The following is a 15569-nucleotide window of genomic DNA, read 5'->3' on the forward strand; positions in this document are numbered from 1 at the left end:
CCCGAACCGGGAAGTGGTGTTTCGAAGGATTGGCTACCTCGGGACCGTCCGCGCAAACACGTGTCCGGTGCTCCCTGCCAGGCAGCTCGAAGAACTCTACGCGCTATCGCGGGCGGATGCAAACGGCGGGCAAAGCGCAAAGGGCCGGCCGGACCCCGGGGAGAGGGGTCCGGCCGGCCTGGCCGCGGAGCGGGGCTCAGCTGTTGGTGGGGAAGCCGAGGTTGATGCCGCCGTGCGACGGGTCCAGCCAGCGCTGGGTCACGGCCTTGCCGCGGGTGAAGAACTGCACGCCGTCCGGACCGTACGCGTGGGCGTCGCCGAACAGGGAGGCCTTCCAGCCGCCGAAGGAGTAGTAGGCGACCGGAACCGGGATCGGCACGTTGATGCCAACCATGCCGACCTCCACCTCGAACTGGAAGCGCCGGGCCGCGCCGCCGTCGTTGGTGAAGAGGGCGGTGCCGTTGCCGTACGGGTTCGCGTTGATCAGCGCCAGGCCCTCGTCGTAGGAGGCGACGCGCACCACGGAGAGGATCGGGCCGAAGATCTCGTCGTTGTAGACGGACATGCCGGGCTTCACGTGGTCGAACAGGGTGGGGCCGAGCCAGAAGCCGTCCGACGTCGGGGCGCCGTTCTTGTCCTCGGCGGTGACCGGGTGCTTGCGGCCGTCCACCGCGAGCTCGGCGCCGTCGGCGACACCGGACTCGACGTAGGAGGTGACCTTGTCGCGGTGCTGGCCGGTGACCAGCGGGCCCATCTCGGAGTCGCCGTTGCAGCCGGGGCCGACCTTCAGGGTGGCGATGCGCTGCTTGATCTTGTCGACCAGCTCGTCGCCGATCGGGTCGACGGCGACCAGGACGGACACGGCCATGCAGCGCTCGCCGGCCGCACCGAAGCCGGCGTTGACGGCGGCGTCGGCGGCGAGGTCGAGGTCGGCGTCGGGCAGCACCAGCATGTGGTTCTTGGCGCCGCCCAGGGCCTGCACGCGCTTGCCGTAGCGGGTGCCGGTCTCGTAGACGTAGCGGGCGATCGGGGTGGAGCCGACGAAGCTGACGGACTTGATGTCCGGGTGCTCCAGCAGGCGGTCCACCGCCGCCTTGTCGCCGTGCACGACGTTGAAGACGCCGTCCGGCAGTCCGGCCTCCTTCCACAGCTCGGCGAGGAAGTTGGCGGCGGACGGGTCCTTCTCCGAGGGCTTCAGGACGACCGTGTTACCGGCCGCGATGGCGATCGGGAAGAACCACATCGGCACCATGGCCGGGAAGTTGAACGGCGAGATGATCGCGACCGGGCCGAGCGGCTGGCGGATCGAGTAGACGTCGATGCCGGTGGACGCCTGCTCGGTGAAGCCGCCCTTGACGAGCTGCGGGATGCCGCAGGCGTACTCGACGACCTCCAGACCACGGGCGATCTCGCCGAGTGCGTCGGAGTGGACCTTGCCGTGCTCGGACACGATGATCGCGGCCAGCTCGTCGCGGCGGGCGTTCAGCAGCTCGCGGAAGGCGAAGAGCACCGTGGTGCGCTTGGCGACCGAGGCGGTGCGCCACTCGGCGAAGGCCGAGGCGGCGGCGGCCACGGCCTGGTCGACCTCGGCGATCTCGGCGAAGTCGACGTGGCCGGCGACCTGGCCGGTGGCCGGGTCGAAGATGTCACCGCGGCGGGGCGCCGCGCCGGCGGTGGCGACCGGCTTGCCGCCGATCCAGTGAATGGTGTGCTTGCTCAAGGTCCGTCTGCCTCCGAAGTCCCGGGCGGCATGCTGCCGCCGGTCCTGTCTGGCGCCGCCCGCTTGTGGGCCGGGCGACGGGATTCACGGGGCTACCGCGCTCATCTCCCAGTCTGGTGGCCACCGTGCCCGGCCTCAACGAACAGGCTGACGGGGATCCCGGATTCAGCCTTACAGGTCGTCCGGTTGCTCGGCCGAATAGGTGAATGCCGAACACGTGAATCCGGATCGCCCGCCGGGGCTCAGGACGTCTCGCCCTCCGGGTACGGGTCCTGCGACTCCTCGTCCTCCAGGTACGGGTCGTGCAGACCGTCGGCGGCCTCCTGCGTCTCCAGCAGGTCCAGCCGCAGGTCCTGTGCCCAGACCAGCGCCCACCGCTTCAGCCCGTCCACCGCCTCCGCCGCGACGCCCCGGGCGCGGAACCGGCCGTCCGCCGTCTCGGCCAGCGTCTCCAGCCGGTCGGCGAGCGCCGCGGGCTGGACGTCGGCATCCAACTCGGTTGCCAGTGCGATGAGTTCACCCTCCCGATAGCAGCCGGTGAGGGCGTGCACGTCGATCAGGTCGCGCGGCATGCCCCGGTCCACCAGCAGCGCGGTGGTCAGCGCGGCGGCGTCCTCCAGGGCGACGACCGCCAGGACCACCGGCGGCTCGCCGGGCAGGGGCGCGCCGAGGTCGAACCGGACCGGCCGGTGGGCCAGCGGTTCCTTCCGCAGCTCCACCGAGTGCGACCGCCCGCCGAGCGCGAGCCGGACGGTGAGCTGTTCCAGGCGCGGCGTGCCCGGGCGCTCGGCGACCCCGCCGCCGGCCGCACGGTAGGCCTCGGCCAGCGCGGCGGCCACCTCCGGCAGGTCGGCGCCGCCGGTCACCAGGGTGAGTCCGTCCTGCGGGCAGGCCGCGACACCATGGGCGCGCAACGCGTGCCCGCCGGCCACGGCGAGCCCGTACCGGTCGCAGACGGGGGCGGCCAGTGCGGCGAGGCGCAGCTGGGCCGGGCCCGGTCGAAGGGGCGCGTCGACGGCGTCCGGGGCGGTGGTCACGCCTCCAGTCTGACCCGACCACCCGTCCCGCGCGCCACCGACAGCCCAGCGCCACCGACGCCCGATGGCCACCGCGCACCCCGGACCACCGACGTCCCGGGTCCGGTCTCACCAGCCGCTGAGCCCGGCCGCGGCCTCGTGCAGGGCGAGCTCCAGCAGCACCGGGTCGTTGAGCCGTCCGGACCCGTCGGGTGGGACCAGCCAGCGCACCCCGCGGCTGCTTCGCTCGGGGTGCGGGACCACGATCCAGGTGCCCTGCCCCGCAGCGCGCACGCCCGTGCCGATCCAGCGGGCGGCGGTGCCCACGGGCACCAGGAAGGTGACGTGCTCGTCCTCGAAGTCGGTGAGGACGGGACCGCGGGAGCCGGTGTCCAGAACCTCCAGGGCCGGGCGCCCGAGCCGTCCGGGGACGGAGAGGACGTCCCAGCGGCGGCCTGCCGGTAGCAGCATCAGGCCCAGCCCGGTGCGCTCCCACTGTTCCCGGAAGGCCTCCGGGTCCGGTGCCACCTGGGCGAGCCAGTGCAGTCCGGTGATCTCCATGTCTGTCCCCGCTTCTTGCCGCTCGTACTGGTCGGATCGTCCCGGTCAGGACGCGGCGGGGAAACCGAGACCCGCCGTCACCAAGAAGAGGTGGACGGCGGGTCTCTCTTACACGGGATGCGCGGGATGCGCTCGCACGGGCTTACCCGGACTGCCCGGGAACCGGGCGGCTCGCTGCCTGGTCAGCTGTCGAAGCCGAGCCCCAGCCGGTCGAGCGTGCGCAGCCAGAGGTTGCGGTGGCCGCCGTTGCGGTCCGCGCGCTCCAGCGACCGGGTGGTGATCTCGATCCCGGCCCAGCGCACCGGCTCGGGCGGGAACGGCAGCGGCTTGCTGCGCACCATGTCCAGCGAGGTGCGCTCGGTGCGCTCGCCGGAGAGCAGGTCGAGCATCACCTCGGCGCCGAAGCGCGTCGCGCCGACGCCGAGCCCGGTGTACCCGGCCGCGTACGCGACCTTGCCCCGGTAGGCGGTGTCGAAGAACGCCGAGAACCGGCTGCAGGTGTCGATGGCACCGCCCCAGGCGTGGGTGAAGCGCAGGCCCTCCAGCTGCGGGAAGCAGCGGAAGAAGTGGTTCGCCAGGGTGCGGAAGGTCTCCGGCCGCTGGTCGTACTCGTGCCGGACGTGGCCGCCGTAGTGGTAGACCGCGTCGTAACCGCCCCAGAGGATCCGGTTGTCGGCGGAGAGCCGGAAGTAGTGGAACTTGTTGGCGCTGTCGCCGAGCCCCTGCCGGCCGCGCCAGCCGATCGCGGCGAGCTGCTCGTCGCTGAGCGGCTCGGTCATCAGCGCGTAGTCGTACACCGGCACGATGTACGGGCGGACCCGCTTGACCAGCGACGGGAACACGTTGGTGCCGAGCGCGACGCGGCGGGCGAAGACCCGCCCGTACGGGGTGCGGACGGCCATGCCGCTGCCGTACTCCCGCAGGTCGGTGGCCCGGGTGTGTTCGAAGATCCGGACGCCCTGGCCCAGGCAGGCGTCCCTGAGGCCCCAGGCGAGCTTGGCGGGGTGGACCATCGCCACGCCCTCCTTGTCCCAGAGGCCGCCGAGGAAGGTCGGCGAGTTCACCTCGGCGCGCAGCGCGTCGGCGTCCAGGACGGTGATGTCGAAGCCGTATCGGGCGACGGCCTCGGCGATCTCGTGGAGTTCCTCCACCTGGTGCGGCTGGGTGGCGACGTCGATCTCCCCGGTGCGCTCCCACTCGGCGTCGATGCCGTACCGCTTGAGGGTGGCCTCGATGCCGTCCAGGTTGGCGGCACCGAGGCGTTCCAGCTGAGCGAGTTCGGCGGGCCAGCGCTGCAGGCCGTTGCCGAAGCCGTGGGTGAGGCTGGCCGCGCAGAATCCGCCGTTGCGCCCGGACGCGGCCCACCCGACCTCGTTGCCCTCGACCAGCACGACGTCCAGCGAGGGGTCGCGTTCCTTGGCGATGAGGGCGGTCCAGAGGCCGGAGTAGCCGCCGCCGACGACCAGCAGGTCGCAGGTGGTGTCGCCGACCAGGGCGGGCAGGGCCGCCGGCCGACCGGGATCCTCCAGCCAGAAGGGGGTGGGCCTGGCGTCACTGAGTGCGCGGGCGGAGTCCATGCATTATCAGCCACTTTCTGTACTTAGGCGATGGTTTGTTCGGCCACCACGACCCAACGGTACGGTGCGCGACCGTACGTCAGGCGGTGGCCTTCCGGCGGTTGCCCAGCCACTGTCCGGCGACGGTCAGCGCGACGGCGGCGATGAACATCGCGGTGCCGATGACGTTCACCTGCACCGGGATGCCGCGCTGCGATGCGCCCCAGACGAACATCGGGAAGGTGACCGTGGTCGGGCCCGAGTTGAACTGGGTGATGATGAAGTCGTCGAAGGAGAGCGCGAAGCTGAGCAGCGCGCCGGCGGCGATGCCGGGGGCGGCCAGCGGCAGGGTGACCCGCAGGAAGGTCTGGACGGGGGTCGCGTAGAGGTCCTGGGCGGCCTGTTCGAGCCTCGGGTCCATGCTCATCACGCGCGCCTTGACCGCCGTCACCACGAAGCTGAGGCAGAACATGATGTGCGCGATGAGGATGGTGGTGAAGCCGAACGGGATGCGCATGTTGAGGAACAGCGTGCCCAGCGAGGCGGCCATGACCACTTCGGGCATGGCCATCGGCAGGAAGATCATCGCGGTGGTGGCCGAGCGGCCGCGGAAGCGGTAGCGGGCCAGGGCGAAGGCGACCATGGTGCCGAGCACGGTGGCGCCGATGGTGGCGAGCACCGCGATCTGCAGGCTGAGCGAGAGCGACTGGCACATGTCGGCCACGCCGCAGGGGTTGGTCCAGGCGTCGGTGGAGAACTCGTTCCACTCGTAGTTGAACTTGCCGACCGGCTTGTTGAACGAGAAGGCGAGCACGACCAGGTTGGGCAGCACCAGGTAGGCGAGGGCCAGCAGGCCGGCCAGCACCACCAGGTGGGCGCGTATCCACTTGATAATCCGGGACATCAGACCAGTTCCTCCGTCCCGGCCTTGCGCATGTAGACCGTCACCATGCCCAGGATCAGGGCCATCAGGATGAAGCTCAGCGCAGCCGCCGTGGGGTAGTCGAGCACGTTCAGGAACTGCTTCTGGATGCCGTTGCCGACCATCTGCTCGCTCGGCGAGCCCAGCAGCTGGGCGTTGATGTAGTCGCCGGAGGCCGGGATGAAGGTGAGCAGGGTGCCGGCGACCACGCCGGGCAGCGAGATCGGGAAGGTGACCTTGCGGAAGGTGGTGAACGGCCGGGCGTACAGGTCGCCGGCGGCCTCGTGCAGACGGGGGTCGATCCGCTCCAGCGAGGTGTACAGCGGCAGGATCATGAACGGCAGGAAGTTGTAGGTCAGACCGCAGACCACGGCGAGCGGCGTGGCGAGCACCCGGTCACCGGAGGTGAGGCCGAGCGCGTTGGTGACGTCCAGGACGTGCAGGGTGTTGAGCACGCCGACCACCGGCCCGCCGTCGGACAGGATGGTCTTCCAGGCCAGCGTGCGGATCAGGAAGCTGGTGAAGAACGGCGCGATGACCAGGATCAGGATGACGTTGCGCCAGCGCTTGCTCGCCTTGAAGGCGATCGTGTACGCGAGCGGGTAGCCGACGGCCAGGCAGAGCACGGTGGCGATGCCCGCGTAGGAGAACGAACGGACGAAGTGCCACTTGTACTCGACCAGGGCGTCCCAGTAGGTCGAGAGGTGCCAGGTGACCTTGAAGCCCGCTTCGAGCGAGCCGGTCTGCAGCGAGGTGGACGCCTGGTAGACCATCGGGACGGCGAAGAAGACGACGAGCCAGGCGATGCCGGGCAGCAGCAGCCAGTACGGGGTGAGCTTGCGCTTCACCTTGGACGCCGGCTCCGGCAGGGGGATGACCTGTGGCGGCGCGGCCGGGGTGGTGGTGGTCATGCGGCCTCCTCCGCGGTGCCCGCGTCGATCGCCTGCGCGGCGTCCAGGGCGAAGGAGTGCGCCGGGTTCCAGTGCAGCAGCACGGCGGCGCCGGGGACGATCCGGGCGTCACGCTCCATGTTCTGCTCGAAGACGGTGACCTCCTGGCCGCCGTCGGTGCGCACGACGTACTGGGTCGAGACGCCGATGAAGCTGGAGTCGAGGACGGTGCCGGCCAGCCGGTTGCGGCCGTCGGCGACCTCGGCGGAGGCGTGCGCGATGGTGATCTTCTCCGGGCGCACGCCGAGGTGGACCTGCTTGGCGTCGGTGGCGCAGCGCGCCTTCGGCACGGCGAGGCGGGCGCCGGCCGCGGTGAGCAGCAGGTCGCCGCCGTCGGTGCCGGTGACCTCGGCGGGCAGCAGGTTGGACTGGCCGAGGAAGTTGGCCACGAAGGTGGTGCCGGGGTTCTCGTACAGCTCCGCGGGCGCGCCCAGTTGCTCGACCCGGCCGCCGTTCATCACCGCGATGGTGTCGGCCATGGTCATGGCCTCCTCCTGGTCGTGGGTGACGTGCACGAAGGTGATGCCGACCTCGGTCTGGATCCGCTTGAGCTCCAGCTGCATCTGGCGGCGCAGCTTGAGGTCGAGCGCGCCGAGCGGCTCGTCGAGGAGCAGCACCTGCGGGTGGTTGATCAGGGCGCGGGCGACGGCGACGCGCTGCTGCTGACCGCCGGAGAGCTGGTGCGGCTTGCGCCGGGCGTACGGGCCGAGTTCGACCAGTTCCAGCATCTCGTCGACCTGCTTCTTGACGTCCTTCTTCCCGCGGCGGCGCAGGCCGAAGGCGACGTTCTCGAAGATGTCGAGGTGCGGGAAGAGCGCGTAGCTCTGGAAGACGGTGTTCACCGGCCGCTTGTACGGGGGCAGGGCGGTGACGTCCTGGCCGCCGATCAGGACGGTGCCGCTGGTGGGCTCCTCCAGGCCGGCGATCATGCGCAGGGTGGTGGTCTTGCCGCAGCCGGAGGCGCCGAGCAGGGCGAAGAAGGAACCCTGGGGGACGGTGAGGTCGAGCGGGTGGACGGCGGTGAAGGCGCCGTAGGTCTTGCCGATGCCGGTGAGCCGGACGTCGCCGCCGGCGGCCGCGTCGCGCTGCTGGTCTGTCATGGGGTGTCTTCCTGGTCTTCTCTGCCGGAGTGGGGGTCAGGCGCCGATGAGCTTGGAGAACTTCTGCTCGAAATCGCTCTCCTCGGTCTCGGTGAGGGTGCGGAACACGTGCGCCTTGGCCGCCATCTCGGGGGTGGGTACGACCAGCGGGTTGGCCGCGCTGTCCGGGGCGAGGGTGGCGAGTTCGTCCTTCATCCCGGTGACGGCGGAGACGAAGCCGATGCCCGCGACCAGCTGCGCCGCGATCTTCGGCTGATAGTAGAAGTCGATCAGCTTCTCCGCGTTCGCCTTGTGCTGGGCCCGGGCCGGGATCAGCATGTTGTCCGTCGAGGAGACGTAACCCTTCTCCGGGATGACGAACTCGATGTCCGGGTTGTCGGCGCGCAGTTGGATCAGGTCTCCACCCCAGGCGACGCAGGCCGCGATGTCGCCGGAGGACAGCTCCTGGCCGTAGTCGTTGCCGGTGAAGCGGCGGATCTGCTTGCTGTCGACGCCCTTCTGCAGCCGGGCGACGGCGGCGTCGTAGTCGTCGGCGGTGAACTTCGCCGGGTCCTTGCCCAGGTCCAGCAGAGTGATCCCGATGCTGTCGCGCATCTCGGAGAGGAAGGTGACCCGGCCCTTGAGGTCGGGGTCGTCCAGCAGTTGAGAGACGCTGGTCACCTCCTTCCCCTTGGTCGCCTTCTTGTTGTAGGCGATGACGACCTGGATGCCGGCCCAGGGGTAGGAGTAGAGCCGGCCCGGATCCCAGTCGGGGGCGCGGAAGCGCGAGTCGACGTTGGTGATCGCGGTGGTGACGTTCGCCGGGTTGAGCTTCTGCGCCCAGCCGAGCCGGATCAGCCGGGCGGCCATCCAGTCGGTGAGCACCATCAGGTCGCGGCCGGTGTCCTGGCCGGCCGCCAGCTGCGGCTTGATCTTCCCGAAGAACTCGACGTTGTCGTTGACGTCCTCGTTGTACCGGACCTTGATGCCGGTGGCCGTGGTGAAGGCGTCCAGGGTGCCGTGCTTCTGCTTGTCCTTCTCGTCGGTGTCCACGTACAGCGGCCAGTTGGAGAAGTTGACCTCCTTCTCGGTCTCCGAGAGATCCTTGGCGGCGTTGGCGGTCGAGTCGCCGCCGGCGGTCTTGGCCGCCGGGATGCCACAGGCGGCCAGGGTGCCCGCACCGGCGGTCAGCGCGGCGGCCCGCAGCAGGGTGCGGCGGCCGATCGCGGCCCGTCCGCTGGTCAGACTGCGTTCCCAGGCCTTGCGGACCGGTTCGGGCAGACCGTCGGTGAACTCGTTGAACGCCATGGAACGGGCCTCCTGGGGGTAAGAGGTCGAATCGGGGCACCCGGGGGCGGCGCCCCTGGCCGGTGTTATCTGTCTCCGAAGACGGTGCGGTGCCAGTCCTTGCGGGCGACCGCGGTGGTGTCGAACATGACGTGCTTGACCTGCGTGTACTCGTCCAGCGAGTACTGGGACATGTCCTTGCCGTAGCCGGACGCCTTGTAGCCGCCGTGTGGCATCTCGCTGATGATCGGGATGTGGTCGTTGACCCAGACGCACCCGGCCGCGATCTCCCGGGTGGCGCGCAGCGAGCGGTGCACGTTGCCCGTCCAGGCGGAGGCGGCCAGGCCGTAGGGGGTGTCGTTGGCCAGCCGCAGGCCCTCGTCGTCGGTGTCGAAGGGCAGCACCACCAGCACCGGGCCGAAGATCTCGCCCTGGACCACCTCGCTGTCCTGGGCGGCGCCGGTGATCAGGGTGGGTAGGTAGTACGCGCCGCGGGTGAGGTCGGTGCCGTCGTGGCCCTTCTCCGGCGCGCGGCCGCCGGTGACGACGGTGGAGTACGAGCGGGCGCGCTCGACGAAGCCGGCCACCCGGTCCCGGTGGGTGTACGAGACCAGCGGGCCGAGGTCGGTGTGCGGGTCGAGCGGGTCGCCGACCCTGATCGCGGCGTACAGCTCGGCCACGCCGGCCACGAACGCGTCGTACAGCGGGCGCTGGACGTAGGCGCGGGTGGCGGCGGTGCAGTCCTGGCCGCCGTTGATCAGCGAGGCGGCGACCGCGCCGTGCACGGCGGCGTCGAGGTCGGCGTCGTCGAAGACCACGAACGGGGCCTTGCCGCCGAGCTCCAGGTGGGTGCGCTTGACGCTCGCGGTGGCGAGTTCGGCGACCCTCCGGCCGACCGGGGTGGAGCCGGTGAAGGAGACCATCGCGACGTCCGGGTGCGAGACCAGGTGCTCACCGGTGGTGCGTCCGGCGCCGGTCACGACGTTGACCACGCCGTCCGGGATGCCCGCCGCCGTGCAGGCCGCCGCGAACATCAGCGAGGTGAGCGGGGTGAGCTCGGACGGCTTGAGCACGATGGTGTTGCCCGCCGCGATCGCCGGCAGGATCTTCCAGGCGGCCATCTGCAGCGGGTAGTTCCACGGCGAGATCGAGCCGACCACGCCGATCGCCTCGCGCCGCACGTAGGAGGTGTGGTCGCCGGAGTACTCGCCGGCCGCCTTGCCCTCCAGGTTGCGGGCGGCGCCCGCGAAGAACGCGGCGTTGTCGATGGTGCCGGGGACGTCGAACTCGGTGGCCAGCTTGACCGGCTTGCCGGTCTGCGCGGTCTCCACCCGGGCGAGGTCGGCGCCCGCGTCGGTCAGGACGGCGGCCAGCCTGGTCAGCGCCTCGGACCGGGCGCCGGGGGTGGCGCCGGACCAGCCGGGCAGGGCGGCCCTCGCGGCGGCGACGGCCGCGTCGACGTCCTCGGTGGTGGCCAGGGCGACCTGCTCGACCACGCTGCCGTTCGCGGGGTTGACGATCTGGAAAGGCTCGCCGCTCCCCCGGGTCCGGCGGCCCGCGATGTACTGCGCGCCCGCGCCGAAGTCGGTCAGGTCCATCTGGTTCCTCCAAGTGCCGGTGGATCGACTGCCCACGACGGATTCGATGGTTCCCGCGGTGGGGGAATCCGACCGGCTGATCACCGGGGTTGCGCGATCCTGGCAGTCCGGCGGATTCCGGACAAGGGATTCCGCTGTTGCATTCCGGTCAACGCGACGGATTCCGGCGTGAGGTCTGTTTTTCGCCACAGCCGACCCGCTGACCATGCCCGTTGCCGCCCCGGCGTGACAAGGGTCACTGCGACAACCTCGACGCAAAGGGCCTTACAGGGTGCAAGGGTTCGCCGAGGGCGACAGGTCGTCGCCGGGATGGATGATTTACCTGACACTCTGGTCCCCCCGAGACCCCGGAGGCCCCGCGATGCTCCCCACCGTCGCCCGCGTGCTCGACCTGGAGGTGATGCGGCGCGGCCTGCCCCAGGTCGTCGCCGGCGCCGACCACCTGGAGCGGCCGGTCCGCTGGGTCCACGTGAGCGAGCTGCCCGACGTCGCCGGGGTGCTCCAGGGCGGCGAACTGGTGCTCACCACCGGCATCGCGCTGCCCGACGACCGCGAGGGCCTGGCCCGCTACGTCCGCGAGCTGGACGAGGTGGGGGTCGCCGGCCTGGTCGTCGAGTACGGCCGGCGCTACTTCGACTCGCTGCCCCGCGCCCTGGTACACGCCGCCGAGCAGCGCGGCCTGCCGCTGATCACGCTCCGCCGCGAGCTGCGCTTCGTCGCCGTCACCGAGGCCGTGCACGCGCTCGTGGTCAACGCCCAGCTGGAGCAGCTGCGCATCTCCGAGTCCGTCCACCAGGTGTTCAACGAGCTGGTGGTGGAGGGCGCCGAGCCGCCCGAGGTGATCCGCCAGGTGGCCCGGATGGCGGGCGCGCCGGTCGTCCTGGAGAACCTGGCCCACCAGGTGCTCGCCCACGACACCGCCGGACGCCCGGAGGCCGAGCTGCTGGAGGACTGGGAGCGCCGCTCGCGCGGGGTCCGCCCGCCCGGCCGCACCGGCCACGACCCGCGCAGCGGCTGGCTGGTGACGACGGTCGGCGCCCGCGGCCAGGACTGGGGCCGGCTGGTCCTGGTGCAGGAGCCGGGCGCGCTGCCCGGCGGCGAGGCGCACCCGCACACCATGCTGCTGGAGCGCGGCGCCTCCGCGCTGGCGCTCAACCGGCTGGTGGTGCGCGACCGGGAGAGCCTGGAGCGGCAGACCCACCGCACCCTGCTGTCCGGCGTCCTCACCCACGCGCTGACCGTCTCCGAGGTCGCCCTGCGCGCCCAGGCGCTCGGCGTCCCGCTGGAGGGCCGCCGGCTGGTCGGGGTGGTGCTGCGGCAGCGGCGCGGCCCGATCCCGGCCGCCCTGGAGGCGCAGGCCCGGCTGCGCGACTTCACCGAGCTGGCGGCCGGAGCCGTGCGGGCCTGCCGGCTCTCCGCCCTGGTCGGCGCGCTGGACGACGAGGGCGTCGGCGTGCTGATCGCGCTCGGCACCCAGCAGGACGAGCACGCCGCGCTGGACGCCTTCTCGGCCACGCTGCGGCGGATGTCGGCCGAGGCCGGGCGGGAGAACGCCCCGGTACCGGTACCGGCGCCGGTGGTCGCGGTCGGCTCCTCGGTCGGTTCGGTCCGGGACGCCCGGCGCACCCTGCTGGAGGCCACCCAGGTCGCCGACGCGGCCCTGCACGACGCACCCGGCGGGCGGGCCGCCTCGTACTACCGGCTGCCGGACGTCCGACTGCGCGGCCTGCTCCACCTGCTGCGCGACGACGCCCGGCTGCAGACCTACGTGGAGCGGGAGCTGGGCCCGCTGCTGGCCCACGACGCCGAGCACAACGGCCAGTTGGTGCAGATGCTGCGAATCTACCTGGAGCAGGGCCGGAACAAGTCGGCGGCGGCCGACGCCGCACACCTGTCCCGGCCGTCCTTCTACGACCGCCTGCACAAGGTCGAGCGGATCCTCGGCGTCGACCTCGACCAGGTGGAGTCCTGCCTGTCCCTGCACGTGGCGCTGCTCGCCCTGGACGCCGTCCGCCGCTGACCGTCAGACCCCGGTGATGCGCCCCCAGACCTTGTGCAGCGCGGGCCGTTCGTCCGAGGTGACGTCGCGCATGGTGTGCAGCCGGGCGCGCATCTCGTCGGTCGGGAAGAGCAGCGGGTTCTCGGCCAGTTCGGCCTTGTCCTTGTCGCCGCTGGCCGCCAGCACCTCGCGGGCGGCCGGCACCGGGCAGATGTACTGGACGAACGCGGCGAGTTCGGCGGCCACCTCGGGCTGGTAGTAGTGGTCGATCAGCAGCTCGGCGTTGCGCTTGTGCCGGGCCCGATTGGGGATCAGCAGGCTCTCCGCCCACAGCTCGCCGCCCTCCTCCGGCACCACGAACTCGATGTCCGGGTTCTGGGCGGTCAGTTGGACGGCGTCGCCGGAGTAGGCCTGGCACGCGACGGCCGCCCCGGAGGCGAGGTCGCTGGTGTAGTCGTTGCCGGTGAAGCGGCGGATGTGGCCGGTGTCGACCATCTTCTGCACGATGTCCATCGCCCGGTGCGCGTCGTCGTCGCTGAACCGGGAGACGTCCACGCTCTGGGAGAGCATCAGCAGCCCGAGCGCCTCGTCCAGCCCGGCGAACAGGGTGACCCGGCCCTTGAGGTCGGGCGCCCACAGGTCCGCGGTGGACTTGAGCTCCCGGCCGAGCGCCTTGCGGTTGTACGCGATGCCGGTGATCCCGGACTGCCAGGGCACGCTGCGCCGGCGCCCGGGGTCGAAGGCCGGATCGGCGAGCTGCGGGTCCAGGTTGGCGGTGACGTTGGGCAGGTTGTCCCGGTCCATGGCCTGCACCCAGCCGAGCGAGACGTACCGGCCGGCCATCCAGTCGCTGATCACCATGAGGTCCCGGCCGGGGTCGGCGCCCTGGGTGAGTACCGGGCTGATCTTGCCGAAGAACTCGTCGTTGTCGTTGATGTCCTCGGTGTAGGTGACCTCGATGCCGGTCCGCTCGGTGAAGGCGTCCAGGGTCGGCCGGTGCCCCTCGTCATCGGTGTCGATGTACTGCGTCCAGTTGGAGAAGGCGAGCCGCTTCTCGCGGTCCGAGCGGTCCGGGATCGAGCGGCGGTCCTCGGCGACGTACGCGGACGGGATGCCGCAGCCGGTCAGCGTGCCGGTGCCGAGCAGCGCGGCCCCGCCGAGCACCGAACGTCGGCGTATCGAGCGGGAGTTGCGGGGGCGGGTCAGGGTGGTGGCGCTGAGCATGGGGGGCCTCCGGAGCGTGGGACGGCCCCGGGCGTGCACGACACACCCGGGGCCGTCCGATCGGTACGTCAGACGGTGTGCGCGTCGGTGAGCGACAGCACCTCGTCGAGCACCGCGAGGCCGGACTTGACCTCCTCCTCGGTGACGGTGCACGGCGGGACGACGTGGAAGCGGTTCATGTTGACGAACGGCCAGAGCCCGCGCTGCTTGCAGGCGGCGGCCAGCTCGGCCATCGGCGCGTTGGCGGCGCCGGCGGCGTTGTACGGGACCAGCGGCTCGCGGGTCTCGCGGTTCTTCACCAGGTCGAGCGCCCAGAACACGCCGAGGCCGCGGACCTCGCCGATGGAGGGGTGCCGCTCGGCCAGCGCGCGCAGGCCGGGGCCGAGCACGGTCTCGCCGATGTGCTTGGCGTTCTCGACGATGCCCTCCTCCGCCATGGCGTTGATGGTGGCGACGGCCGAGGCGCAGGCCAGCGGGTGGCCGGAGTAGGTGAGCCCGCCGGGGAACGCCCGCTCGGCGAAGGTGGCGGCGATCTCGGCGTTGATCGCCACGCCGCCCAGCGGGACGTAGCCCGAGTTGACGCCCTTGGCGAAGGTCAGCAGGTCCGGGGTGATGCCCCAGTGGTCGGCGGCGAACCACTCGCCGGTGCGGCCGAAGCCGGCCATCACCTCGTCGAGGATGAAGACGATGCCGTAGCGGTCGCAGATCTCCCGCACCCCGGCCAGGTAGCCGGCCGGCGGGATCAGGATGCCGGCCGTGCCGACCACGGTCTCCAGGATGATCGCCGCGACGGTGCCGGGGCCCTCGAAGGCGATCACCTGCTCCAGGTGCTCCAGCGCGCGCTCGCACTCCTGCGCCTCGTTCTCGGCGTGGAAGTTGGAGCGGTAGGCGTACGGGCCCCAGAAGTGCACCACTCCGGAGACGCCGGTCTCGTTGGCCCAGCGGCGCGGGTCGCCGGTGAGGGCGATCGCGTTGGCGGTGGCGCCGTGGTACGAGCGGTAGGTCGACATGACCTTCTGCCGGCCGGTGTGCAGCCGGGCCAGCCGGATGGCGTTCTCGACCGCCTCGGCGCCGCCGTTGGTGAAGAAGATCTTGTCGAGGTCGCCGGGGGTGCGCTCGGCGATCAGCCGGGCGGCCTCGCTGCGCGACTCGACGGCGAACCCGGGGGCGATGGTGCAGAGCTTCGCCGCCTGCTCCTGGATCGCCGCGACCACCTTCGGGTGCTGGTGACCGATGTTGGTGTTGACCAGCTGGGAGGAGAAGTCGAGGTAGCGGTTGCCGTCGTAGTCCCAGAAGTACGAGCCCTCGGCGCCGGCCACCGCGAGGGGGTCGATCAGCGCCTGGGCGGACCACGAGTGGAAGACGTGCGCGCGGTCGGCGGCCTTGACGGCCTGGCCGGCGGCTGAGTCAGCGGTGGGGATGCTCATGCCGGTAAGGCTAGGGAGTCCCGGCCCCCAAGGGCAGTTTCATCTTGTCAGTCGGTCACCCGAACGGCCGACAGGATGCAAAGACACCGGGCCCGGGTCGAAAAGACCCGGGCCCATTGTCAGTTCACACGATGGACGCGCGCACTCAGATCGCGGTCATCCTGCGCCCGATGGCCGTGACCCGCTAGATCGCGGTCATCCTGCGCCCGATGGCCGTGACCCGCTAGATC

At 71.2% G+C, this 15569-nt stretch carries 12 protein-coding genes; 1 reads left to right on the forward strand and 11 read right to left on the reverse strand.

Annotated elements, in window-relative coordinates; all coding sequences use genetic code 11:
* Positions 1 to 196: 196 nt before the first annotated feature.
* The 9 genes from ACIO5E_RS38905 to ACIO5E_RS38945 form a co-directional block, all read right to left on the reverse strand.
* Positions 197 to 1720 (reverse strand): CoA-acylating methylmalonate-semialdehyde dehydrogenase, encoded by a 1524-nt coding sequence (locus tag ACIO5E_RS38905; RefSeq protein WP_400677253.1) that lies wholly within the window; start codon positions 1718 to 1720, stop codon positions 197 to 199.
* A 242-nt stretch (positions 1721 to 1962) separates the two neighbouring features.
* The gene (locus ACIO5E_RS38910) at positions 1963 to 2757 is read right to left on the reverse strand and encodes a hypothetical protein (protein ID WP_400677255.1); all 795 of its coding nucleotides are present in this window, start codon (positions 2755 to 2757) and stop codon (positions 1963 to 1965) included.
* A gap of 108 nt (positions 2758 to 2865) precedes the next feature.
* Positions 2866 to 3297 carry a hypothetical protein gene (locus tag ACIO5E_RS38915; protein ID WP_400677257.1) on the reverse strand — a complete coding sequence of 144 codons (432 nt, stop codon included), beginning with the start codon at positions 3295 to 3297 and terminating at the stop codon, positions 2866 to 2868.
* Positions 3298 to 3479: 182 nt separating this feature from the next.
* Positions 3480 to 4874: an NAD(P)/FAD-dependent oxidoreductase gene (locus ACIO5E_RS38920; protein WP_400677260.1), complete on the reverse strand. Its 1395-nt coding sequence runs from the start codon at positions 4872 to 4874 to the stop codon at positions 3480 to 3482.
* 79 nt (positions 4875 to 4953) lie between these two features.
* A complete protein-coding gene (locus tag ACIO5E_RS38925; RefSeq protein ID WP_400677262.1) occupies positions 4954 to 5757 on the reverse strand; it encodes an ABC transporter permease in 804 nt (267 codons plus the stop codon).
* The gene (locus ACIO5E_RS38930) at positions 5757 to 6686 is read right to left on the reverse strand and encodes an ABC transporter permease (RefSeq protein WP_280685353.1); all 930 of its coding nucleotides are present in this window, start codon (positions 6684 to 6686) and stop codon (positions 5757 to 5759) included. The genes ACIO5E_RS38925 and ACIO5E_RS38930 overlap by 1 nt, the downstream gene beginning before the upstream one ends.
* On the reverse strand, positions 6683 to 7825 hold the full coding sequence (locus tag ACIO5E_RS38935) for an ABC transporter ATP-binding protein (RefSeq protein WP_400677266.1): 1143 nt from the start codon (positions 7823 to 7825) through the stop codon (positions 6683 to 6685). Before ACIO5E_RS38935 ends, ACIO5E_RS38930 begins: the two co-directional genes overlap by 4 nt.
* 36 nt (positions 7826 to 7861) lie before the next feature.
* Positions 7862 to 9112, reverse strand: a complete 1251-nt coding sequence (locus ACIO5E_RS38940; RefSeq protein WP_400677269.1) for a spermidine/putrescine ABC transporter substrate-binding protein — start codon at positions 9110 to 9112, stop codon at positions 7862 to 7864.
* Positions 9113 to 9177: 65 nt separating this feature from the next.
* On the reverse strand, positions 9178 to 10689 hold the full coding sequence (locus ACIO5E_RS38945) for a gamma-aminobutyraldehyde dehydrogenase (protein WP_400677272.1): 1512 nt from the start codon (positions 10687 to 10689) through the stop codon (positions 9178 to 9180).
* Between the two features lie 361 nt (positions 10690 to 11050).
* On the opposite strand from ACIO5E_RS38945, the gene ACIO5E_RS38950 reads away from it, so the two are divergent.
* Positions 11051 to 12709: a PucR family transcriptional regulator gene (locus tag ACIO5E_RS38950; RefSeq protein WP_400677274.1), complete on the forward strand. Its 1659-nt coding sequence runs from the start codon at positions 11051 to 11053 to the stop codon at positions 12707 to 12709.
* 3 nt (positions 12710 to 12712) lie between these two features.
* On the opposite strand, the gene ACIO5E_RS38955 is transcribed toward ACIO5E_RS38950, so the two are convergent.
* On the reverse strand, positions 12713 to 13912 hold the full coding sequence (locus ACIO5E_RS38955; RefSeq protein WP_400677277.1) for a spermidine/putrescine ABC transporter substrate-binding protein: 1200 nt from the start codon (positions 13910 to 13912) through the stop codon (positions 12713 to 12715).
* Between the two features lie 68 nt (positions 13913 to 13980).
* Complete coding sequence (locus tag ACIO5E_RS38960; protein WP_400677280.1) at positions 13981 to 15339, reverse strand: aspartate aminotransferase family protein; 1359 nt, start codon at positions 15337 to 15339, stop codon at positions 13981 to 13983.
* Between the last annotated feature and the right edge of the window lie 230 nt (positions 15340 to 15569).

Source organism: Kitasatospora sp. NPDC087314 (assembly GCF_044744365.1).
Taxonomy (GTDB): domain Bacteria; phylum Actinomycetota; class Actinomycetes; order Streptomycetales; family Streptomycetaceae; genus Kitasatospora.